This is a genomic window from Allobosea sp. 10N428, from assembly GCF_056394545.1.
Window position 1 is genome coordinate 1,212,329 of record NZ_JBFTIC010000001.1, and the last position, 22,314, is coordinate 1,234,642.

At 66.6% G+C, this 22,314-nt stretch carries 23 protein-coding genes; 13 read left to right on the plus strand and 10 right to left on the minus strand.

Annotated features, from left to right (window positions below):
• Positions 1-147 precede the first annotated feature (147 nt).
• The gene (locus AC1DDA_RS05615) at positions 148-627 is read right to left on the minus strand and encodes a cytochrome c (protein WP_476794962.1); all 480 of its coding nucleotides are present in this window, start codon (positions 625-627) and stop codon (positions 148-150) included.
• Positions 628-856: 229 nt separating this feature from the next.
• Here AC1DDA_RS05615 and AC1DDA_RS05620 point away from each other — a divergent pair, with 229 nt between their 5' ends.
• Entirely contained in the window at positions 857-1,306 is a 450-nt protein-coding gene (locus AC1DDA_RS05620) for a GNAT family N-acetyltransferase (protein WP_476794963.1), read from the plus strand.
• Positions 1,307-1,503: 197 nt separating this feature from the next.
• Positions 1,504-2,526 (plus strand): LLM class flavin-dependent oxidoreductase, encoded by a 1,023-nt coding sequence (locus AC1DDA_RS05625; RefSeq protein WP_476794964.1) that lies wholly within the window; start codon positions 1,504-1,506, stop codon positions 2,524-2,526.
• 60 nt (positions 2,527-2,586) lie between these two features.
• On the opposite strand, the gene rnhA is transcribed toward AC1DDA_RS05625, so the two are convergent.
• From rnhA to ispH, 3 genes are all read right to left on the minus strand, one after another.
• A complete protein-coding gene (gene rnhA, locus AC1DDA_RS05630) occupies positions 2,587-3,033 on the minus strand; it encodes a ribonuclease HI (protein WP_476794965.1) in 447 nt (148 codons plus the stop codon).
• Complete coding sequence (locus tag AC1DDA_RS05635) at positions 3,030-3,995, minus strand: homoserine kinase (RefSeq protein WP_441510889.1); 966 nt, start codon at positions 3,993-3,995, stop codon at positions 3,030-3,032. The genes rnhA and AC1DDA_RS05635 overlap by 4 nt, the downstream gene beginning before the upstream one ends.
• Positions 3,996-4,081: 86 nt before the next feature.
• The gene (gene ispH, locus AC1DDA_RS05640; RefSeq protein ID WP_476794966.1) at positions 4,082-5,143 is read right to left on the minus strand and encodes a 4-hydroxy-3-methylbut-2-enyl diphosphate reductase; all 1,062 of its coding nucleotides are present in this window, start codon (positions 5,141-5,143) and stop codon (positions 4,082-4,084) included.
• 112 nt (positions 5,144-5,255) lie between these two features.
• On the opposite strand from ispH, the gene AC1DDA_RS05645 reads away from it, so the two are divergent.
• Genes AC1DDA_RS05645 through AC1DDA_RS05655 form a run of 3 tightly spaced genes read left to right on the plus strand, consistent with a single transcriptional unit; the run spans position 5,256 to position 9,449 of the window.
• Positions 5,256-7,121 carry a monovalent cation:proton antiporter-2 (CPA2) family protein gene (locus tag AC1DDA_RS05645; protein ID WP_476794967.1) on the plus strand — a complete coding sequence of 622 codons (1,866 nt, stop codon included), beginning with the start codon at positions 5,256-5,258 and terminating at the stop codon, positions 7,119-7,121.
• Positions 7,118-8,536: an MATE family efflux transporter gene (locus AC1DDA_RS05650; protein WP_476794968.1), complete on the plus strand. Its 1,419-nt coding sequence runs from the start codon at positions 7,118-7,120 to the stop codon at positions 8,534-8,536. Before AC1DDA_RS05645 ends, AC1DDA_RS05650 begins: the two co-directional genes overlap by 4 nt.
• Positions 8,537-8,558: 22 nt before the next feature.
• On the plus strand, positions 8,559-9,449 hold the full coding sequence (locus tag AC1DDA_RS05655) for a DUF937 domain-containing protein (RefSeq protein ID WP_476794969.1): 891 nt from the start codon (positions 8,559-8,561) through the stop codon (positions 9,447-9,449).
• Positions 9,450-9,512: 63 nt separating this feature from the next.
• Here AC1DDA_RS05655 and AC1DDA_RS05660 read toward each other — a convergent pair whose 3' ends face one another.
• Both AC1DDA_RS05660 and AC1DDA_RS05665 read right to left on the minus strand, forming a co-directional pair.
• Positions 9,513-11,402: a methyl-accepting chemotaxis protein gene (locus AC1DDA_RS05660; protein WP_476794970.1), complete on the minus strand. Its 1,890-nt coding sequence runs from the start codon at positions 11,400-11,402 to the stop codon at positions 9,513-9,515.
• Between the two features lie 159 nt (positions 11,403-11,561).
• The gene (locus AC1DDA_RS05665; RefSeq protein WP_476794971.1) at positions 11,562-12,038 is read right to left on the minus strand and encodes a DUF1127 domain-containing protein; all 477 of its coding nucleotides are present in this window, start codon (positions 12,036-12,038) and stop codon (positions 11,562-11,564) included.
• Between the two features lie 66 nt (positions 12,039-12,104).
• Here AC1DDA_RS05665 and AC1DDA_RS05670 point away from each other — a divergent pair, with 66 nt between their 5' ends.
• Positions 12,105-12,986: a LysR substrate-binding domain-containing protein gene (locus tag AC1DDA_RS05670; RefSeq protein ID WP_149130562.1), complete on the plus strand. Its 882-nt coding sequence runs from the start codon at positions 12,105-12,107 to the stop codon at positions 12,984-12,986.
• Positions 12,987-13,003: 17 nt separating this feature from the next.
• Here the strand turns inward: AC1DDA_RS05670 and AC1DDA_RS05675 are convergent, their stop codons facing one another.
• From AC1DDA_RS05675 to AC1DDA_RS05685, 3 genes are all read right to left on the minus strand, one after another.
• A complete protein-coding gene (locus tag AC1DDA_RS05675) occupies positions 13,004-13,177 on the minus strand; it encodes a Flp family type IVb pilin (RefSeq protein ID WP_476794972.1) in 174 nt (57 codons plus the stop codon).
• A gap of 96 nt (positions 13,178-13,273) precedes the next feature.
• A complete protein-coding gene (locus AC1DDA_RS05680) occupies positions 13,274-14,653 on the minus strand; it encodes a glutamate--cysteine ligase (RefSeq protein ID WP_476794973.1) in 1,380 nt (459 codons plus the stop codon).
• A gap of 203 nt (positions 14,654-14,856) precedes the next feature.
• Positions 14,857-15,603, minus strand: coding sequence for a 16S rRNA (uracil(1498)-N(3))-methyltransferase (locus tag AC1DDA_RS05685; RefSeq protein ID WP_476794974.1), 747 nt, complete (start codon positions 15,601-15,603; stop codon positions 14,857-14,859).
• Between the two features lie 252 nt (positions 15,604-15,855).
• Between AC1DDA_RS05685 and AC1DDA_RS05690 the strand changes: the two genes are divergently transcribed.
• Positions 15,856-16,275, plus strand: coding sequence for a hypothetical protein (locus AC1DDA_RS05690; RefSeq protein WP_476794975.1), 420 nt, complete (start codon positions 15,856-15,858; stop codon positions 16,273-16,275).
• A gap of 16 nt (positions 16,276-16,291) precedes the next feature.
• Positions 16,292-17,263 (plus strand): 4-hydroxybenzoate octaprenyltransferase, encoded by a 972-nt coding sequence (gene ubiA / locus AC1DDA_RS05695; RefSeq protein WP_476794976.1) that lies wholly within the window; start codon positions 16,292-16,294, stop codon positions 17,261-17,263.
• On the opposite strand, the gene AC1DDA_RS05700 is transcribed toward ubiA, so the two are convergent.
• Positions 17,260-17,781, minus strand: coding sequence for a DUF6101 family protein (locus AC1DDA_RS05700; protein WP_476794977.1), 522 nt, complete (start codon positions 17,779-17,781; stop codon positions 17,260-17,262). The two genes, ubiA and AC1DDA_RS05700, sit on opposite strands and share 4 nt — an antisense overlap.
• A 249-nt stretch (positions 17,782-18,030) precedes the next feature.
• On the opposite strand from AC1DDA_RS05700, the gene AC1DDA_RS05705 reads away from it, so the two are divergent.
• From AC1DDA_RS05705 to lpxK, 5 genes are all read left to right on the plus strand, one after another.
• Positions 18,031-18,858 (plus strand): 3'(2'),5'-bisphosphate nucleotidase CysQ, encoded by an 828-nt coding sequence (locus tag AC1DDA_RS05705; RefSeq protein ID WP_476794978.1) that lies wholly within the window; start codon positions 18,031-18,033, stop codon positions 18,856-18,858.
• 89 nt (positions 18,859-18,947) lie between these two features.
• Complete coding sequence (locus AC1DDA_RS05710; RefSeq protein ID WP_441510875.1) at positions 18,948-19,190, plus strand: DUF4170 domain-containing protein; 243 nt, start codon at positions 18,948-18,950, stop codon at positions 19,188-19,190.
• 28 nt (positions 19,191-19,218) lie between these two features.
• On the plus strand, positions 19,219-19,959 hold the full coding sequence (locus AC1DDA_RS05715; RefSeq protein WP_476794979.1) for a lysophospholipid acyltransferase family protein: 741 nt from the start codon (positions 19,219-19,221) through the stop codon (positions 19,957-19,959).
• Complete coding sequence (locus AC1DDA_RS05720) at positions 19,956-21,260, plus strand: 3-deoxy-D-manno-octulosonic acid transferase (RefSeq protein WP_476794980.1); 1,305 nt, start codon at positions 19,956-19,958, stop codon at positions 21,258-21,260. Before AC1DDA_RS05715 ends, AC1DDA_RS05720 begins: the two co-directional genes overlap by 4 nt.
• Complete coding sequence (lpxK, locus tag AC1DDA_RS05725) at positions 21,260-22,300, plus strand: tetraacyldisaccharide 4'-kinase (RefSeq protein ID WP_476794981.1); 1,041 nt, start codon at positions 21,260-21,262, stop codon at positions 22,298-22,300. The genes AC1DDA_RS05720 and lpxK overlap by 1 nt, the downstream gene beginning before the upstream one ends.
• Positions 22,301-22,314 lie beyond the last annotated feature (14 nt).

A 22,314-nucleotide genomic window follows, 5' to 3' on the forward strand; every position in this document is an offset into this window, starting at 1 on the left:
AGCGGCGCGGCTAGCTTCCGCTTCGGGTCGCCATTCGACCTGTCGCAAAATGTCGAATTTTTCGAGCCAATTTTGCGACAGGGAAGGTGCGGGAAGATCAATGCCCTCGTTGTCGGCGCAAACTTCGGGAATTGCGCGAGGATGTGATCATTTCGTTTTGGAGATTGCGCCAGTCATATATTCGTTCAGATCGCGGAAGTCCTTAACTGTCCACGTGAATGCTGGCAGTTTTACGCCGTTTTCTCGCAGCGTCTTCGGAATTAGATCCCCGTTTGGACGAAGTATCACGGATGCTACAATGACGCCGGGATAATCGAGCAGGCGTTTCTTGAACGCAGGCGTCGTAAGATCAGGCGTTGGAGGGATGCTTTTATCGGCCAATGATCCTGTGCCTTTGATATCGGCTCCGTGACACATGGCGCATCTCTTCAAATAAATCCTCTCTCCATTGCTGCTATCTGCAAAAGATACAGACGGTATCAAAAGTGTTATCGCCAGTGTGGCGATGAAATTTTTTGCAGTCTTCATTGCGCTCTGCGCTCTCGATGGAACCGGTATGTGTTTTGCCTGAGGCATTGCTTTTTGGCCGATATCTTGGGCGACTATGAGCCAAGGGCCAAAAATCATCGCAAAACTCGCGAGTTTTGCATGAATTGAATCGCAGACTTTCGCAACGTCCGAAAATTAGGGTCTTCGCGAGAATGAGCGAGGTCCACACAGGGTCGAGCGCTGACGGCCCCGCCAAGTCGCCGTCCTCCTTTCATGGCTTCTTCCGGGTGTTGATCGATCCGATCGCGGCTTGTCATGAGACAAGGCCCGGCCCCCCGGCTAGCGTCTGCGCCGGAGGAAAGCCTGCATGTCCGATATCATCATCCGCCCGCTCGCCGCTGCCGACCGCGTCGCCTGGACGCCGCTCTGGCGGGGCTATCTGACCTTCTACAAGGCGACGCTGCCGCCCGAGCTCGACGAGATTACCTTCAACCGGCTGACCGGCGGTCAGGAGCCGATGGGCGGCTTCATCGCGCTGCAGGGCGACAAGGCGCTCGGCATCACCAACTGGGTGATGCACCGCACGACCTGGAGCGAACGGAACATCTGCTATCTGCAGGATCTGTTCACGGTGCCGGAGGCGCGCGGCACCGGCGTCGGCCGCAAGCTGATCGAGGCCGTGAACGCCATGGCGCGGGAGAAGAACTGCTTCCGCGTCTACTGGCAGACGCATGAATCGAACCTGCAGGCGCAGGAACTCTACGACAAGGTCGCCGACAAGTCGGGCTTCATCGTCTATCGCCAGCCGCTGGTGTGACGAGCAGACAGCCGTCTTCGCATGATCTGACACAAGCCGGGCTGCATAGACGCAGAGGCAAGCCTGCGCCTGTGCAATCGCAACGGCCATGCAAGCGCCTATATTGGCAGGAGGCTTGAGCGGACCGCTTTGCGGTAGCCGCCGAGCCGTCCCCTCGCAGGGCGCATCTTGCGCCCGCAGCCAGCGACAGGCGCGTCATGAAGAAGATCGGGTTTCTCTCCTTCGGCCACTGGTCGCCCTCGCCGCAATCCGGCACGCGCTCGGCCGGCGACGCCCTGCTGCAGTCGATCGATCTCGCCGTCGCGGCGGAGGAATTGGGCGCCGACGGCGCCTATATGCGCGTCCATCATTTCGCCCGGCAGCTCGCCTCGCCCTTCCCGCTGCTGGCCGCGATCGGCGCCCGGACGAAACGCATCGAGATCGGCACCGCCGTGATCGACATGCGCTACGAGAACCCGCTCTACATGGCGGAGGATGCCGGTGCGGCCGACCTCATCGCCGGCGGACGGCTCCAGCTCGGCATCAGCCGCGGCTCGCCGGAACAGGTGATCGATGGCTGGCGCTATTTCGGCCACGAACCGGCCGAGGGCCAAAGCGACGCCGATATGGGCCGCCGCCATGCCGAGGTCTTTCTCGACGTGCTGCGCGGCCAGGGCTTCGCCGAACCGAATCCACGGCCAATGTTTCCGAACCCGCCCGGCCTGCTGAGACTCGAGCCGCATTCCGAAGGCTTGCGCGAGCGCATCTGGTGGGGCGCCGGCTCAAACGCGACCGCCGTGTGGGCGGCGAAGCTCGGCATGAACCTGCAGAGCTCGACCCTGAAGGACGACGAGACGGGCGAGCCCTTCCATATTCAGCAGGCGAAGCAGATCCGCGCCTATCGCGAGGCCTGGAGGGAGGCGGGCCATGCGCGCGAACCGCGCGTCTCGGTGAGTCGCAGCATCTTCGCTTTGGTCGACGATCGCGACCGCGCCTATTTCGGCCGCGGCGACCAGGGCGACGACCAGATCGGCTTCATCGATGAGAACACCCGCGCCATCTTCGGGCGCAGCTATGCGGCCGAGCCGGACAAGCTCGTCAAGGAGCTGGCGAAGGACGAGGCGATCGCCGAAGCCGATACGCTGCTGCTGACCGTGCCGAACCAGCTCGGCGTCGACTACAACGCCCATGTCATCGAGGCGATCCTGAAGCACGTCGCACCGGCGCTCGGCTGGCGCTGAGGGAGATCGTCCGAGCCGCGAAGCCGCGTCGGGCCGCAAGGATCGGTATTCGATGAGCCGCTAGCGCCCCGACTTGAACGGCGCCATGCCGGCGCGCGCCAGCGCGTCGGCGCGCTCGTTCATCTCGTCACCGGCGTGGCCCTTGACCCATTTCCACTCGATCTTGTGGCGGCCGAGCGCCGTCTCGAGCCTCTGCCAGAGCTCGACATTCTTGACGGGCTTCCTGTCGGCGGTCTTCCAGCCGTTCTTCTTCCAGCCGTGGATCCAGCCGGTGATGCCCTGGCGCAGATACTGGCTGTCCGTGTGCAACGCGACGGTGCAGGGCCGCTTCAGTGCCTCGAGCGCGGCGATGGCTGCCATCAGCTCCATACGGTTGTTGGTGGTCTGGGCCTCGCCGCCGGAAAGCTCCTTCTCGACGCCGTTGAAGGTGAGGATCGCCCCCCAGCCGCCGGGCCCGGGATTGCCGGAGCAGGCCCCGTCCGTCCAGACTTCGACAGTATCGTTCACCGCTTCAGCCCGTATTCGCGGGCGTCGACGACGCGCTGGTGGAAGGCGAGCTTGCGGTCGTATTCGAGCGGATCATGCGGCTTGACCAGCGCGCCCGGCGGCACGTTGAGCCAATCGACCAGGCGCGTGAGCAGGAAGCGCAGGGCCGAGCCGCGGCAGAGCTGCGGCAACGCCTCGATCTCGACCAAGCTCAGCGGGCGGACCGTCTCGTAGCCGGCGAGCAGCGCCTGGCCCTTGGTCAGGTTGAACGAGCCGTCTGCCTCGAAGCACCAGGAGTTCAGGCAGATCGCCAGATCATAGGCATAGGCGTCGGTGCAGGCGAAGTAGAAGTCGATCAGGCCCGACAGCCGGCTGCCGATGAAGAAGACGTTGTTGGGGAAGAGATCGGCATGGATCACGCCGCGCGGCAGATCCTTGGGCCAGCTCGCCTCATGCACGGCAATCTCCGCCATGACCCGGCGGGCGAGGCCCGGAGAGACCTTGTCGGCATCCGGCCCCGCCTGATGCGCCAGGGGACGCCAGCCGGGCACGGAGAGCGCGTTGACCCGCTCCATGGTGAAATCGGCGCCGGCCTCGTGCATCAAGGCGAGACCGCGGCCGAGTTCCTGGCAATGGGCAGCGGTCGGCCGGCGGACGGAGAGCCCGTCGAGGAAGGTGACGATCGCGGCCGGGCGCCCGGCGAGGCGGCCGAGCATCTCGCCGCGGCTATCCTGCACCGGCTGCGGGCAGATCAGGCCGCGGCCTGCGAGATGCTGCATCAGGCCAAGGAAGAACGGCAGATCGTCCGGGTTCACCCGCTTCTCATAGAGGGTGAGGATGAAAGTGCCCTGCGTGGTGTGAATCAGGTAGTTCGAGTTCTCGACGCCCTCGGCGATGCCCTTGGCGGAAAGCAGATCGCCGATGCCATAGCGCGCCACGAAGGCAGCCATCTCGTCATCGGGAACTTCGGTATAGACGGCCAAGATCAGGCTCTCTTGCTCTTCGGTTTATCGCATTTTCTTCACGCGAACCGGGGTATCCGCCTCGCTTGAAAATGCCTCTGCTGGCGTTACTCGGCCGCGTTCGGCGCCGCTTCGCCGCGCAATTCGCGCGGCAGCGGGAAGAAGACGTTTTCGTCGGCGGTCGAGACGGTCTCGACGCGAACCTCGTAGCGGGCGGCGAAGGCATCGATGATCTCCTCGACCAGCACCTCGGGCGCGCTGGCGCCAGCGGTGATGCCGAGGCTGCGGATATTGCCGAAGACGGCCCAGTCGATCTCGTCGGTGCGCAGGACGAGCCGGGCGACCGGGCAGCCGGCGCGCTCGGCCACCTCGCGCAGGCGCTGCGAGTTCGAGGAATTGGGCGAGCCGACGACGATCAGCCCGTCGACTTGCGGCGCCACGCGCTTCACCGCTTCCTGGCGGTTCGTCGTCGCATAGCAGATGTCTTCCTTGTGCGGGGCGATCAGCTCCGGGAAGCGCGCTTGCAGCGCCTCGACGATTTCACGGGTGTCGTCGACCGAGAGCGTGGTCTGTGTGACATAGGCCAGCGGCTGGGCGGCTGGCGGGGTCAGCGCGGCGACATCCTCCAGCGTCTCGATCAGCGTGATCGCCCCCTCCGGCAACTGGCCCATCGTGCCGATGACCTCCGGATGGCCGGCATGGCCGACGAGCAGGATGTGGCGGCCGCGCTTGTGATGCACCTCGGCCTCGCGATGCACCTTCGTGACCAGCGGGCAGGTGGCATCGATAGCGAAGAGGTTGCGCGCCTTCGCCGCCGCCGGAACCGCCTTGGCGACACCATGGGCGGAGAAGATCACCGGGCGCGTCTCGTCGGGCACCTCGTCGAGCTCGGCAACGAAGACTGCCCCTTTCCGCTTCAGGGATTCGACGACGTATTTGTTATGGACGATCTCGTGGCGGACATAGACCGGCGCGCCATGCAGCGCGAGCGCCTTCTCGACCGCGTCGATGGCGCGCACGACCCCGGCGCAGAAGCCGCGCGGGGCACAGAGCAGGATGGCGAGCGGCGGCTTGGTCACGCGCGAAATGAACTCCGGATGATGCCGGTCTTCTTTCGGCGGGATGGCGGCGATGTCAAGGAAGCGAAGCGGCGCAGGCCAGACAGCCATGTCGATTGCCTCTCGCAGTCTTGCCGCCGAGCGCCTAGATAGAACCCCTGGCCGACCGCGCAGCAGCTCCGCTTCAGGCCATCGCACGCCCGTTTCCGATCACGAGTTCCGTATGGCCGACGCCACCTCGCATGTCAGCTTCCTGCCGCCGATCCTGACCTTCTGCGCCGCGGCGGTGGTCGCTGTTCCGCTGTTCCGCAAGCTCGGGCAATCGGCGGTTCTGGGCTATCTCGCCGCCGGCATCGTGATCGGCCCCTCGGTCCTGGGCGTGATCAAGGACCCCGACGCCATCCGCAGCACGGCCGAGATCGGCGTGGTGCTGCTGCTCTTTCTGGTCGGCCTCGAACTGCAGCCGGCGCGCCTCTATTCGATGCGCAAGGACATTCTCGGCACCGGCCTGGCCCAGATGGCGCTCAGCGCCGCCGGCATCGGCCTCTTCGGCTGGTATTTCGGCCTGTCCGCCGCAGGCGCGGTCGCGGTCGGCGTGGCGCTGGCGCTTTCCGCCACCTCGATCGCACTGCAGCAGCTCGCGGAACGAGGCGACGCCAGCGAAGCCTATGGCCGGCGCACTTTCTCGATCCTCCTGTTCCAGGACATGGCAATCGCACCCGTCCTGGCGCTCCTGCCCTTGCTCGCCACCACCGGCGGCGCGCAGGCCGGCAGCCCGATGCGCGCGCTCGTCAGCCTCGGCATCGCACTCGGTGCGCTGGTCGCGATCATCCTGGCCGGGCGCTACGTGCTGAACCCGTTCTTCCGCATCCTCGCCAATACCGGCGCGAAGGACGTTATGACGGCTGCCGCGCTGTTGATCGTGCTCGGCGCGGCCCTGCTGATGGAGCATGTCGGCCTGTCGATGGCGATGGGCGCCTTTCTCGCCGGCGTGATGCTGGCCGATTCCCATTTCCGGCACGAGCTCGAAGCCGATATCGAGCCTTTCCGTGGCGTGCTGCTCGGCCTGTTCTTCATGGCAGTCGGCATGTCGCTGGACCTCGAGCTGGTCGCCTCCAATTGGATGCTGCTGGCGGTGGCTGCGCCGCTGCTGGTGCTGTTCAAGATCGCCGTGGTCACCTCGATCCTGCGAATCTCCTGCTCGTCCTGGCTGGAGGCGATCCGGGCCGGTGCCCTGCTCTCCCCGGCCGGCGAGTTCGCCTTCGTGCTGCTGCCGCTCGGCCTTGCGCAGGGGCTGTTGACCCCGTCACAGGCGGCGATGGCGACGGCGCTCGCGGCGATCAGCATGCTGCTCGGCCCGATCGTCGCCAAGCTGATCGATGCGGTGCTGCTTTCGCGCGTCACGCCGGAGACGATGGAGGAGGACTTCGACGGGATCAGCGACAGCCAGGTGATGGTGGTCGGCTTCGGCCGCTTCGGCCAGGTGGTGACGCAGGCGCTGCTGCTCCAGCACATCAACATCACCGTGATCGATTCCGACGTCGAGCAGATCCGCGCCGCTGCCCGCTTCGGCTTCAAGGTCTATTACGGCGACGGGACGCGCCTGGACGTGTTGCGTGCCGCGGGCGCCGGCCGGGTCAAGGTGATCTGCGTCTGCATCGACAACAAGGACGCGGCGCTGCGCATCGTCGAGATGGTCAAGGCCGAGTTTCCGCAGGTGCGCGTGCATGTGCGCTCCTTCGACCGCATCCACGCGATCGAGCTGATGAAGGCCAATGTCGACTATCAGATGCGCGAAACCTTCGAATCGGCGCTCGGTTTCGGCCGCGTCACGCTCGAGGCCCTCGGCCTGAGCCATGACGAGGCCGATTTCGTGATCGACCACGTCCGCGACCGCGATGCCCAGCGCATGGAGATCCAGTTCAGCGAGGGGATCGCCGCCGCGCTGAACCGCGTGCCGCGCGTGACGCCGGAGCCGATCGTCAAGCCGAAGGGCAAGCCCAAGGCCCTCAATGCCGAGACGGAGCAGGTCATCGCCGATGGCGGGGCCGAGGTCTCGGTCGGCGGCGTTGGAGAGCCCGAGCGGTGAGCAGCTCTTCCACCCGGCCGGCGCAGGCCGCCTTTGTTGAAGGCCCGCTGATGCGCCACGTTGCCGTGATGACGGCGACGGGCTCGATCGGACTGATGGCCGTCTTCGTCGTCGACCTCCTGTCGCTGCTCTATGTCTCCTGGCTCGGGCGCCCCGAGGCCACCGCCGGCGTCGGCTTTGCCACCATCGTGCTCTATCTGATGATCTCGGTGAATGTCGGCCTGATGATCGCGGTCGCCGCCCTGACCTCGCGCAGCATCGGCGCCGGTGACCGCGAGGGCGCGCGGCGCATTGCCGCCTCGACCATGGTCCTGATGGCGCTGGTCGCTCTGGTGCTGTCGTTCGCCGCCCTGCCGCTGCTGCCCTGGCTGCTGCGCACCATCGGCGCGCATGACCAGTCCTATGCGGTCGCCCTCTCTTTCCTACACATCACCCTGCCCTCCAACGTGCTGATGGCGATCGGCATGGGGTTCTCCGGCGTGCTGCGCGCCATCGGCGATGCGCGCCGCGCAATGTTCGTGACACTCGGCGGCGGCATCGCTACGGCCGGACTCGATCCGCTGCTGATCTTCGGCTTCGGGCTCGGGCCGGACGGCGCGGCGATCGCGATCGTGCTGGCGCGCATCATCATCGTGGCCATCGGGTTCCACGCGACCGTGGTCGTCCACGGCATGATGGCCCGGCCGCGCTTGAGCTGGATTCGCCAGGACAGCGCCCGGACCTTCGCCATTGCCGGGCCGGCCATTCTGACCAACCTCTCCAACCCGATCGCCAACGCCGTCTTCGCAGGCGTCGTCGCCCGCTTCGGCGACGGGGCGGTGGCGGCGCTCGCGATCATGGACAGGCTCGTGCCCGTCGCCTTCGGTGCCGTGTTTGCGCTTTCGGGCGCGGTCGGTCCGATCCTCGGCCAGAACTGGGGCGCGGGGCGCTTCGACCGGATGCGGCGCGGCCTGACAGATTCAGCGATCTTCGCTGGCGGGTGCGTGCTGGCTTCCTGGCTGCTGCTGCTTTCACTGCGTGGCGTCATCGTCTCCGCCTTCCACGCCGTGGGGCTTACGGCAGAGCTGGTCGAGTTCTTCTGCCTGATCGCCGGACCGATGTGGCTCTTCGTCGGCATGCTCTTCGTCGCCAATGCCGCCTTTAACAATCTCGGCATGCCGTTCCTGTCGACGCTGTTCAGCTGGGGCCGCGCGACGCTCGGCACCATGCCCTTCGCCTTCCTCGGCGCGCAGATGGCCGGGCCCAAGGGCGCGCTTGCCGGCTCGGCGCTGGGTGCGGTCGCCTTCGGCGTGCTGGCACTGGTCTTCGCCTATCGCGGCATCGCCCGGCTGGAGCGCGAAGCGCTGCAGCGCCGGGCCACCCTCGATTTGCCAGACAAGGACACCCTGCTATCGTCCGCTCAGGCACGGAACTGAACGCCGGCCTGGGGAGGCATCCATGATGAATCTGTTCGATATCATGCAATCGGCACAGAATGGTCGAGCGGTGCCGAATCTCGCCCAGCAATATGGCCTGAGCCTGCAGCAGACCCAGGCCGCGCTTGATGCGCTGCTGCCGGCCTTCTCGATGGGGCTCCAACGGCAGACGCAGGACCCATTCGCCTTCGGCGCGCTGGCCCAGATGATGACGGCCTCGCCCTATGCCCGCTTCTTCGAGGCAGCCGGCAGCGGCATCCCCACCGGTGCGCAATCGGCAGGAAACGACGTGCTGAGCCAGATCTTCGGCTCGCGCGAGGTCAGCCAGGCCATCGCAGCGCAGGCGGCGGCGACCAGCGGCGTCAGCCAGGCGATCCTGAAGCAGATGCTCCCGGTCATTGCCGCGATGCTGATGGGCGGCCTGTCCAAATCGAGCAGCAATGAAGGGCTCGGCGGCATTCTCGGCCAGTTCGCCGAAATGATGCGCGGCCAGATGCCGGGCATGCAGCCCGCGCCGCAGCAACAGCCGCAGATGCCGGCCAATCCGTTCGACGCGATCCTGAAGGGAATGTTCGGGCAGGCGGGAGCCCAGCCGCAGACCAGTCCTCAAGCCAACCCGACGGACCCGTTCGGCGGCGCGCTCGGCCAGATTCTCGGCGGCATGTTCGGTGGCGCGGCCGTTCCGCAAACCGAGCCCACCCCCGCATCGCGCAGCGCGCCGCCGCCGCGCCGCGCGCCCGAGCCCGAACCTGAAGAGGCACCCTCGTCCTCGCAGGCTCCCGGCCCGGGCTCTATCGGCCTCGATGCGCTCAACCAGATGTTCGAGCACGGCCGCCAGATCCAGGACGATCATCAGAACGCGCTGAAGTCGATCCTCGACGCCATGCTCGGCGGCGGCCAGGGGCGCCGCTGAAGCCGGACAGCCGCCGAAAGCCGGAAAGCGCCTGCCAATCCCGACCGGCTGATCAGGCAGGCGTCAGGCGCGCAGCCGCCCTTCGCCAACCTGTGCCGCCATGGCCGCAGCCATGCTGCGCAGTTCGGCAACGCCATCATGCGTGCGGAAGCTGGCGACGAGATCGTTGAGGCGCTGGATCTGACTGGCGAGGGCCGTGGCGGAAGCCGCGCTCTCCTCGGCAAGAGCCGCGTTCTGCTGCGTCATCTCGTCCATGTGAGCCACGGCCTGGCTCATCTCGTCGATGCCATGCGCCTGCTCGGTCGCGGCAGCGGAAATCTCCGAGACCGTGGCAGACACCTTGCCCGAGGCCTCGACGATGCGCTCGAGCGCGGCACCCGCCGAGCGAACCAGACCGACGCCCTGTGCCACCTCCGCGCCCGACTCGGTGATCAGCGCCGTGATGTCCTTGGCAGCCGCGCTCGAGCGCTGGGCGAGCGTGCGAACCTCGGAGGCCACGACCGCAAAGCCCTTGCCGGCATCGCCGGCGCGCGCCGCCTCGACTGCTGCATTGAGCGCCAGAAGATTGGTCTGGAAGGCGATCTCGTCGATCACGCTGGTGATGTCCGAGATCTTGCGCGAAGCCGTCTCGATGCGGGCCATGGCATCGACCGCGTCCTGGACGATGGCACCGCCCTTGCGCGCGACATCCATCGCCTCGTCCGCCAGCGCGACCGCCTGTTGCGAGGAATGCGCGGAAGCCTTGACCGAGGCCGCCAATTCCTCGGTCGTCGCCGCGGTTTCCTCGAGCGAGGAAGCCTGCTCCTCGGTGCGCTTCGAGAGATCGTCGGCGCCGGTGTTGATCTCCAGCGCCGCATTGCCGACGTCGCCGGAGGTCGCCTGGATCGTCCGGATCGTCTCCGCGAGATGGCCGACAGCCAGGTTGAAATCGTCGCGCAGCTTCTCGTATTCCGCGGCAAGTTCTGCATCGATCCGGCAGGTCAGGTCGCCACGCGAGAGCCGATCCAACCCTTCGGCGAGCGCGTCCATCACCTGACGCTGCTCGGCGGCCAGGCGCACCTGCTCCTGCGAATGGGCGGCGCGCTCTTGCTCGACGAAGCGGCGCTGCGCTTCCGAGGCGTCGCGGCTCTCCGCCGTTTCCGCCTCGAGCCGCTGCACGGCGAGACCATTCTCCTTGAAGACCTGGACGGTCCGCGCCATGGCCCCTAGCTCGTCGCGCCGGGCCTGCCCTTCGATCTCGACCGCGTAGTTGCCCGCCGCGAGATCGGCCATCCGTTCCTTGAGCTGATCGAGCGGCCTGGTGATCGACAGGCGGGCGAGCATCATCGCGCCGGCAAGCCCGATCAGCGTGCCGACGATGGTCAAAACCAGCATCAGCCAGTCGAGCTGCTTGGCCTCGGCGTCGAGCACCTGAGCCGTCGTCTGCGTATCGCTCTTGATCTCACCGTTGAGCTTCACCGCGTCGGCGATGATCCCCCCGAAAGCCCGGTCGAGTTCGGACATTACCGAGAGCGCCGGCAAATCCTCGTCGCGCGCCGCCTGCTTGGTGACGTCGTCGATCTTGGCCTTGAGCTCGGTGATCCGCCGCGCCAGCACATCGAACTCTGCATGTTTATCGGGGAAGCTGATCTTGGCATTGACCAGCTGCTGCAGCGCGAGATCATAGCCCTTGCGCACATCGTCGATCGCGGTGGCGTTCTGCTTCATGTATTCGGGATAGGCGATCGCCTTGTAGAGATCGCGCAGGATGTAGCTCGTCGCCAGCGTCGACTGCGCCGAATCGAGGATCGCCGTGGCGCGCTGGTCGATCAGATCCGAATACGTTTTCTGGATGCGGGCATATTCCTGGCCGGCATAGATCGCCGTGCCCAATCCGATCATTCCCATGACAATGAGCGGGATCGCGATCTTCGTGCGAATCCGCAGATCCTTGAGGCGCAAAGACAGTTTCATGCCGACAGCCCAGATCCGATGCAGCCGCTATCCGAGCGGCGCGACAGATTTCCGTCGAAATGATGAAGTTTGCGTTATTGCGGCTAAAAGCCGCTCAAATTGCATAAAAAAGGGCGGAAGCACGAAGCTTCCGCCCGCAGGAACGCTGCTGCCAAGGGGTCAGGCGCAGCGTACAACCGCTAGATCTGCATTGGCGGCCAGCTTCGGCCGTGTCGGCGCATGGAGCTGGGCGTGCTCGCGCCGCGCCGCGGCGGCACCCGCCTGCGCCTCCGAGCGATCCTGAAGCACGGCCGACGGATCCTTGTACCAGGACGTCGCCAGCGCACCGGCAATATCGGAACGCACGAGGCCGATGTCCTTGAGGCCACGCTCGTCGAGCTCGGTGAGACGCATCACTTCGCGGCGGTGAATGAGGGCACGCACGAGTTGAGCAATCCCGCCGAAACCGGAAATGGCAACGCGCGTGACGCCCGACGAGATGGTCGAGAGCGGCTTCGCGACAAAGGTCATGATCAGCATGACAGCCTCCTGGATCGAAACGGAAGGGAAAGTTGGCTCGGCATCTCCGTCCAGCCCGGACGCGCCATTGACTGGAAAGCTCAGAGAGTGAGCAGACAATAGCGAGGCACTGGTCATCAGCCAAACGAATGGTTATGATGTCTCGCAACACTGATATTGATGAGCAGTGGATGGGGATCGCCAATGGCGCATGTGCTCGATGCCGATCAGCTCAAGACCTTCGTCGCCATCGCCGATACCGGCTCCTTCACCCGCGCCGCCGAGATCGTCTTCAAGACGCAGTCGGCCGTTTCCATGCAGATGAAGCGCCTGGAGGAGCGCGTCGGCCGCCCCCTCTTCGGGCGCGACGGCCGCCATGCCAAGCTGACCGAGGATGGCGAGCGTTTGCTCGACTATGCGCGCCGCATCGTCCGGTTGAATCTCGAATGCGTGGCTTCCTTCGCCGATGCGGATCTGAAAGGCCGCATCCGCCTCGGCGTGCCCGACGACTATGCCGACCGCTATCTCCCGGAGATTCTCGCGCGCTTCGCCCATTCGAATCCACGCGCCGAGGTCACCGTCGTCTGCGAGCCGACGCCGATGCTGGCCGAGCGCATCGCGACCGGCGACATCGACCTTGCCATCATCACCCATGTCGAAAGCCGCGGACAGGGCGAGATCATCCGGATCGAGCCGCTGCTATGGGTTACCTCGGCGCGCCACGGCGTGCATGAGGAAGACCCGCTGCCCCTGGCGCTCGGCCGGCCGACCTGCAACTGGCGCCAGGCGGCAGTGGACGCGCTGGAGTCGAAGGGACGCCGCTTCCGCGTGCTCTATGCGAGCTGGAACTCGACGGCTGTCGGGGCGGCCGTCCTGGCGGGCCTTGCGGTTTCAGTGCTGCCGGAAAGCGCGGTGCGGCCGGGCATGCGCATCCTCGGCCCGTCCGAAGGATACGCCACCCTGCCCTCGTGCAAAATCGGGCTGCTGCGCACGCGCTTCGACCCTTCGGTGCTGTCGAACGCGCTGGCCGAGCACATCATCCAGAGCCTGGATAATCTGGCGAGCTTCAAGGTGGCGGCAGAGTAGGCCGGGGCAAGAGTCAGTCACTGCAGCGCAGCCACGACCTCCGCCAGCCGCTCTTTCATGGTGCCGCCGATCATCGTAAGAGCAGCAACGATCCCCAACGAAAGAACTCCGGCGATCAAGCCATACTCGATCGCGGTGGCGCCGCGCTCGTCGCGAAGAAGTCCGGCAAAGCTGGCGGCGATCTGCTTCATGCCCTTAGGTTATGCATGAAGTTTCCGCCAACTGGTTAATTTCGACGGCAGAATGCGCGGGAAATTGCGATTTCCGGCGTCAGTCCGGCAAGAGGCTCACACCGCCAGCTCCGTCATGACGGGCTCGACCTTGCCGTTCCAGGCCGAGCGGAAGCGCTCTTCCAGGAGCTGGGCAAGACTCCGCCGATGCGCCACGATCTCTTGGAGAGGCGCGAGGAAAACGCTCTCGTCCTGGCCCGATGCGTTCTGCCTTGCCCGTCGTGCAAGACCCGCGCGTGAGAGTTCCAGAACCTCGGCGGCGATGTCGTTCAACTTGCGCCCGGCAACCGTCGCGGCAAGCCCCTGCTTCGGAACAGCGTCGCGCAGGGCCTGGCGTTCCTTCGCGCTCCAGCCCTTGACGAGGTCCCAGGCGGCATCGAGAGCCGATTGATCATAGAGCAAACCGACCCAGAAGGCCGGCAGGGCCGCCAGCATGTCGGGCGGGCCGGCATCGGCGCCGCGCATCTCGAGGAAGCGCTTCAGCCGGACTTCCGGGAACAGCGTCGAGAGATGGTTCGCCCAATCCGACATTGTGGCGCGTTCGCCCGGCAGCTGCGGCAGCCGGCCGGCAAGCAGATCGCGGAAGGAAGCACCAGCGACGTCGTGATAGATGTCGCCACGCTTGACGAAATACATGGGTACGTCGAGCGCCCAGTCGACATAGCCCTCATAAGACATGCCCTCGTCGAAGGCGAAGGCGAGCATGCCGGAGCGGGCATTGTCGGTATCGCGCCAGATCTCGGAGCGCATGGATTGGAAGCCGTTGAGCTTGTGCTCCAGGAAGGGCGAGGAGGCAAAGAGCGCCGTCGCCAGCGGCTGCAGGGCGAGCGAGACCCGGAGCTTGCGCACCATGTCAGCCTCGGTGGAGAAGTCGAGATTGACCTGCACCGTGCAGGTCCGGAACATCATGTCGAGGCCCATCGTGCCGACCTTCGGCATGTAGTTCGCCATGATCTTGTAGCGACCCTTGGGCATCGCCGGCGTTTCGGCACGGGTCCAGAGCGGCGAGGCGCCGAGTGCGACGAAGCCGATGCCGTGCGGCTCGGCGACCGTCTTTACATCGGCGAGATGGGCGGCGAGCTCGGCCTGCGTCTGATGGATGTCCTCCAGCGGCGCGCCGGACAATTCGAACTGGCCACCCGGCTCCAGGGAGATCGCGCCGCCACCCTCGGGGCCGGCGAGGCCAATGATGTTGCCGGCATCGACGATCGGCTCCCAGCCGAGACGCTGCTGCATTCCTTCGAGCAAGGCGCGGATGCCGCCCGCACCGGCGCGGCCCTCATAGGGAACCGGCGCGAGGTCGCTGCGGTAGAACGGGAATTTCTCGTGTTCGGTGCCGATCCGGAAAGCCGATTCCGGTTTTTCGCCGGCGGCGATCCAGGAGATCAGTTCATCCTTCGAACCGATCGGGGTCGAATCGGACACGTCGCGAGCCATGGGCGCTCCGGCATAACAGGCATTGGCAACCTGCTGGTCCCCGGCGAAAGCCGGCAAGCCGCAGGTTCGGGACGACAGACATAGGCGAGCGCCGCACGCTCGACAACGACCCGGCTCTTGCATTCGCGAAAGGCCGCCCGGCGCCTGCAGCAGATCTCGCTGGGCGTTGAGCCGGCTTTCAGCCGGCCGAGGCGGGGCTTCGCTCAGCGCCGTGGCCAATCCCCGAGCGTGGCCTGGACCAGGGCGAGTGCCGCAACCGCCGCGGTGTCGGCGCGCAGGACCCGGGGACCGAGCGAGATCGGCAAGGTATTGGCGCGCGCCCGGATCAGCCGCCGTTCGGACTCGTCGAAGCCGCCTTCCGGCCCGATCAGCACGGCGAGCGGCGACGGCTGCAGCGCCGCCAGCGCCGCGATCGGGCTCGCCTCCTGCGCTCCCTCGTCGCAAAAGATCAGGAGCCGCTCCGGCGCAAGACCCGCCAGAGCCGCTTCGAGGGACTTTTCCGCCGCGACCGCAGGCAGGCTCAGGATGCCGCATTGCTCCGCAGCCTCGACGACGTTGGCGCGCATGCGGTCGAGATTGAGCCGCGACACCTGTGTGCGCCGTGTGATGACGGGCTGGAGCAACCCGGCACCCATCTCGACGGCCTTCTGCGCCATGTAGTCGAGGCGGGCGTGCTTCAGCGGGGCGAAGAGATAATGGAGATCGCTCTCCGGCGGCTGCGGTTTGACCTGCCGGACGAGGGCGAGCGTCGCCTGCTTGCGCCCTTCGGGCACCAGGCTCGCCAGCCATTCGCCGTCGCGCCCATTGAAGACGAGCACGGTGTCGTCGGCCTTGAAGCGCAGGACGTTGAGCAGGTAATTCGCCTGTTCCCGCTCCAACGGAAGCGCCGTCCCCGACGCGAAGGAGCGGTCGATGAACAGCCGATGGCGGGCGAAATCGGGAACGGACATGTGGGCAGGCGCCTCCGCGACTGATCTTGACTGTGGAAAGTGGCATGAAAAACGCCACAATCCTGAACTAGCAGCGAGCAGCTCCCGACACAGGAAGAGTAGACTCGCAAGGGTCGTCGCGTTAACAGCGCGAGCTGTTAAGGACATATTTAAGAACCGGCCGGATCGGCCGGCAAGCTGGAGAGGGATATGATGCGGCGCGGATTGGCATGTGGCGTGGTCGCGACGATCGGCCTTGCCGTAGCTTCTGTCATGTCTGCCGCACCGGCCAAAGCCCAGATCTCCGGCTGTGAACAGATCCAGAAGCTGCTCGCCGAGCGTCAGTCGATCGTCGCCAGGCTTCAGGCCACACAGAAGGCCAAGAAGAAGATGACGCCGCAGGATGCCTGCAGCACCTTCGGCCGTCTGGTCAACAATGGCGAGGCCGCGATCAAGTTCGCGACCGCCAATCAGGACTGGTGCCAGATCCCGCCTACCTTCATCGACGGCATGAAGACCGACAACGAGAAGGTCGTGACGTTCCGCACGCAAGCCTGCAACGCAGTGAAGCAGCAGGCCGCAATGCAGCGCAAGGCTCAGCAGCAGGCGCAGGGCGCCAATCCCTTCGGCGGCGCCGATTCGATCACCGGCGGCGCCGGCGGCGGCATGCGCGTCCCGCAAGGCGCGCTCTGACAGGCGAGGGTCGGCCATGCCGGAGCCGACACCACTCCATGCCGGCGCCGGGGCTGACACCGCCCTTCCCGATGCGCTCAAGGGACATTGGGTCGACACACGTGCGCCGCGCGCGACCCGCCCATTCCTGAAGCTCGCCCGCATAGAGCGGCCGATCGGCTGGTGGCTCCTGCTCCTGCCCTGCTGGTGGGCGGCCGGGCTCGCCGCGATCGCCGCCGGCCGGCCCTATCCCGACCCCTGGCATTGCCTGCTCTTCCTGATCGGCGCGATCCTGATGCGCGGCGCCGGCTGCACCTTCAACGACATCGTCGACCGGAAGCTCGATGCGGAAGTGGCGCGCACGCGCGGCCGGCCGCTGCCTTCCGGCCAGGTGACGGCCAAGGCGGCGGCGGCGTTCATGGTCGTGCAGTCGCTCGGCGGCTTCGCGGTGCTCTTGCAGTTCAACCACTTCACGATCCTGCTCGGCATCGCCTCGCTCGCGATCGTGGCGATCTATCCCTTCATGAAGCGGATCACGAACATGCCCCAGTTCGTGCTCGGGCTCGCCTTTTCCTGGGGCGGCCTCATGGGTTGGAGCGCTGTGTTCGGGCGGCTCGATCCGCCCGCCTACCTGATCTATGCGGCAGCCATCGCCTGGACCGTCGGCTACGACACGATCTACGCGATGCAGGACATCGAGGACGATGTCATCGCCGGCATCAAGTCGAGCGCACGCTATTTCGGCGACCACACGCGCGAAGCCGTGGCGCTCTGCTTCGGCCTGGCGGTATCCCTTACGGGCGTCGCGATCTGGCTCGTCGGAGGCGGCCTCTTCGCCTGGCTGGGACTTGCCGCCTTCGCCGGCCATCTCGGCCGCCAGGTCGCGCGCATCGCCGGCGCGAGCGCGCCGGAAGCCCTCATGCTGTTCCGCTCGAACCGCGATGCCGGGCTGCTGCTGGCCGCCGGATTGGCGCTCGACACGATCGTCCGCGCGGCACTGGCCGGCTAGTCGGTCAGCCTGTCGCCTGAAACGATATTCGGAAGTTCCGTCAACCGGCCAGTCTTGCGGCGCGTCAGGAAACGGGGGCGGCGTCCGTTGAGCAGGCCGTGACGACGCCGGATCCGCACGGGTCCAAGCGCAACACGGCCGATCTGCGGGAACGGCTCGCTCACCGCGCCATCGGCGGTCTCAAGCAGCAGCGGCAGGCCGCTCGCCCGGCCGAAATCGCGCCAGAGCGCGACGGCATCGGTCTCATCGGCGCAGGCCACCACAATGGAACGGCCATCGCCAGCCGTCAGAGCCAGCTCGAAGAGCTCGTCGTCTCCCGCCGGGTTTGCCAGACGCAAGGCAACCCCGCGCCAATTGCCCGAGCCGCGCAGGATACGCACGGAGCCCAGGCGTTCGATCGCCGGCGCTACCGTGCGAGCCGGCATCGGGTTGTGCGAAACGATCGCTGTGGTTGTCGATCCGCCGGGAAGACGCGGCGCAAAGCCACCCTCCCCGGCGGCCGGCGTGACGCTGGCCATCGGTTATAACGCCTCTCTCAATCCCTGCTGCAACGGAGCCCTCTGTCGATGCCGGGGCTCTCGTGCTTGCCATGTGAGATTGGGCGGCAGCCGTGTCCGAGCGCTTAAGGGGTTGGGTTAAAGGATGGTGTTTTCGCCGCTTCGGCGCCCTGACGGGCCGGTTTCCCGTCGGATGCTTGACGGAATCTTTCGCAGCGTGACCGCATTTTCGGCTTGAAACAGCGACTTTTGCGGCCGATACGGAGGGGCATGAGTGCAATGACGCTACCGATCGCGGCCGAGCTGATGAAGGCGGCCTGCGAAAGCTGCCTGGAAGCCGGCACCCTCGCACTCGATCTCTTCCGGCCCGGCGCACCGACGGCGGCACGTACCTGGGCCAAGAGCGGCGGCTCACCCGTGACCGAGGCCGATATCGGCGTCGACACCTTCCTGCGCATCCGTCTCTCTGCGCTGCTGCCGGAAGCCGCCTGGCTTTCCGAGGAGACCGTCGACGACGCTCAGCGCCTGACACACCGCTTCGTCTGGGTCGTCGATCCGATCGACGGCACCCGCGCCTATATGAGCGGCTCGCCGGACTGGGCGGTTTGCGTCGCGCTGCTCGATGCGGGCACGCCGGTGCTCGGCATCGTCCACGCCCCCGCCTGCGATGCGACCTACACTGCCGTGCGCGGGGCCGGCTCCCGGCGCAGTGGCGAAGCCATCCGCACCTCGCCGGCAACCCGTCTCGCAGGTTCGAAGATAGCCGGGCCCAAGCCCATGCTCGACGCGCTGGCTCAATCCGAGGATTTCGAACCTGCCGGCAAGATTCCCTCGCTTGCGCTGCGGCTGACGCGGATCGCGGACGGCACGATCGATGCCGGGCTGATCTCGCCGGATGCGCGCGACTGGGATCTGGCGGCCGCGGATCTGGTCCTGAGCGAAGCCGGCGGCCTGTTGAGCGATGCGGCGGGGCAATCCGTCGCCTATAACCGACCCAACCCCGTTCACGGGATGCTGATCGCCAGCAACAATGCGCTCGCAAATCCGTTGCGGCATGCTGTCGAGCGGTTGCGCGACGGACGGCCGCAGCCCGTCTGACGTTTTTTTGGAAGCTTGGCGCACGGCCGGCTCGCATGCGCGGCCGGGATGGCTTATTGGGGCGGCGCAAGCCCCTGCAGGAGATATCGATGAGCGTGGAACCGGATCAGAAGCAGCTTCTCCATCTCGTCTTCGGAGGCGAACTGGACTCGCTCGACGGCATCACCTTCAAGGATCTGGCGAAGCTCGACATCGTCGGGATCTTCCCGAACTACGCCAGCGCGCATATGGCCTGGAAGGCCAAGGCCCAGCAGACGGTCGATCAGGCGCAGACGCGCTACTTCATCGTCCACCTCCACCGACTTCTCGACCCGGAAGCGGCCAGGGGCTGAGCCAGGGCAGAATTTCGGCATCAGGCAGATGGGTTTTTCCATCCTCAAGACGCGAATGGCGCAGGAAACGCTCGGCCGATTGCTGGCCGGCTATCTGCGCCTCGTGCAACGTACCAACAAGATCGTCTTCGAACCTGCGGACGCATACGATCACGTTCGACCGGAGCTGCCGCTCATCTTCGCGATGTGGCATGGCCAGCACATCATGATCCCCTTCGCGCGGCCGGAGTGGATGCCGGCCTGCTCGCTGGTCTCGCGCCATGGTGATGGCGGCTTCAACGCGGTGGCGCTGCGCGAGCTCGGAATCGGCGCGATCCGCGGCTCCGGCGCACGGCCGGGGCACAAGGTCCGCGAGAAGGGCGGGGCCCCAGCCTTCCTCGCCATGCTGCGCCGGCTCGCCGCCGGAGAGACGATGGTGCTGACCGCCGACATACCCAAGCGCGCCCGCGTCGTCGGCCCGGGCATCATCACCCTGGCACGTGCCTCCGGCCGGCCGATCCGCGCGGTCGCCGTCGTCACCAGCCGCCGGATCGACTTCAACAGCTGGGACCGTGCGTCGCTCGGCCTGCCCTTCGGGCGCTGCGCCATCGTCGTCGGCGAGCCGATCCTGGTCGCGCGCGACGCCGACGAGGCCACGCTGGAAGAGGCGCGCCTTGCGTTGCAGGCGAGCCTCGACGACGTCCACGCCCGTGGCTACGCGCTCGTCGGCAGCCGCGACCCCGGCGCCGGCCTGCGCGAGCAACAGCAAACCGCCGGAGCGCCGGCATGAGCCGCAAGGGCGCGATCTTCAGGGCCTATCGCTACGCGACCGCGCTGCTCGAGCCGGCTGCAGCGGGGCTGCTGCTGATGCGCAAGCGCCGCGGCAAGGAAGACCCGGAGCGGATTTCGGAGCGGCGCGGCTATCCCGGCGTGAAGCGGCCGAACAAGCCGCTGGTGTGGCTGCATGGCGCCAGCGTCGGCGAGACGGTGACGCTGCTGCCGCTGATCGCAAAGCTGCAGAAGCGCGGCCTCGCCGTGCTCGTCACCTCCGGCACGGTGACCTCCGCCAAGCTTCTGGCGGCGCGGCTGCCGGCCGGCGTCATCCATCAATACCTGCCGCTCGACGTCCCCCGCTACATGCGCCGCTTCATGGAGCATTGGCGGCCCGAGCTCTGCCTGATCTGCGAGTCCGAAATCTGGCCGAACCTGTTGATCGAGGCACATCGCCGCTCGATCCCGGTGGTCATGGTCAACGGGCGGATGTCCGAGCGCTCCTTCGCGCGCTGGTACAAGATGCCGAGGACCTCGCGCTTCCTGCTCTCGTGCTTCGAGGCCTGCCTTGCCCAGTCGCAAGCCGATGCGGAGCGGCTCGCACAGCTCGGAGCGCCGCGCGTCAGCGTCGCCGGCAATCTCAAATTCGACGTACCGGCCCCGCCCGCCGAACCCAACATGCTGGCCATCCTCGACGGCATGACAACCGGCCGGCCGGTCTGGATCGCCGCAAGCACGCATCCGGGCGAGGACGAGCTGGTGCTCGCCGCCCATCTTGCGATCAAGCCCTATTTGCCGAAGCTCCTCACCATCATCGCGCCGCGCCATCCCCAGCGCGGCCCTGACATCGAGGCGCTGGCACAGGCCAATGACGTCGCCGTGTCGCGCCGGGCCGCCGGCGAGAATCCGGAGCGCGACATCGATCTCTATGTCGCCGACACGGTCAACGAGCTCGGGCTGTTCTACCGGCTCTCGCAAGTGGCCTTCCTTGGTGGCTCGCTCGTCGAAGGCATTGGCGGGCACAACCCGATCGAGCCCGCCAAGCTCGGCTGCGCACTGCTGCACGGTCCCTATGTCCACAACAATGCCGAGATCTTTGCGGCCTTCGACGCGGATGGCGGCTCGCGCTCCGTCCCCGACGCGCAGACGCTGGCCGGCGCAGTGCATCGCTGGCTGAGCGACCCGGCAAGCGCCCGCCAGGCAGCGCGGGCCGCGGCGCAGACCGCGAGCCAGCTCGGCGGCTCCCTCAACCGCACGCTCCATGCCATCGAGCCCCTGCTGATGCGCGCCGCGCTCGAACAGCGCGAGCCCACGGCCTGATGCCGAGCGCGCCGCGCTTCTGGTGGCAGACGCGCCCGACGCTTGCGGCCACACTGCTGCGGCCGCTCGGCTGGCTCTATGGCAGGATCACGCTGCGGCGCATGCGCCAACCCGGCACCGAACTGCCCATCCCCGTCATCTGCATCGGGAACTTCGTCGCTGGCGGTGCCGGCAAGACGCCGACCGCGATCGCCGTCGCGGACATTCTGGCGCGGCGCGGCGAGACGCCCTTCGTCCTGATGCGTGGCTATGGCGGCCGGCTCGCCGGCCCCGTCGAGGTGGACCCCACCGGGCACGCCGCAGCCGATGTCGGCGACGAGCCGATGCTGATGGCGCGCCATGTCCGCACCGTCATCGCCCGCGACCGGCTCGCGGGCGCGCGGCTGGCCCACGGGCTCGGCGCCAGCGTCATCGTCATGGATGACGGGCTACAGAATCCCGCCCTCGCGAAGCGGTTGAGGCTGGCCGTGGTCGACGGAGCAAGCGGCGTGGGCAATGGGCTCTGCCTGCCCGCCGGCCCGTTGCGGGCGCCGCTGGTCGACCAGATCGGCGAGATCGATGGCGCGATCGTCATCGGTGAAGGCGAAGCAGGCCAGCGCGTGGCGGCTGCCGTGCGTGCACAGGGGCGCCCTGTCATCAGCGCGCGACTGGAGCCGCTTGCCAGCGCGGCGCAGCAGCTAAGCGAGCGGCAGGTCCTGGCGCTTTCGGGGATCGGCCGGCCCGAGAAATTCGCGGCGACATTGCGCGAGGCGGGTGCCACGATCGTCGCCGAGCGCGCCTTCGGCGATCACCACCCCTATACGGATGGCGATGTTGCCGAAGCCATCGCCGAAGCCAAGGCGCGCGGTGCGCTGATCGCCACGACCGAGAAGGACTGGACCAAGCTTGCCGCCCTCTGGCCCAATGCAGAGGCCGATCGGCTCGTCGTGCTGCCTGTCAGGCTGGTCTTCGCCGAACAAGCGGCGATCGAGAACCTGCTCGCAGACGCGTCAACAGCGGCGGCCCGAAAAGTGGATTCAGCTCGGAATCCGATGCGATAACAAATGCATAGATC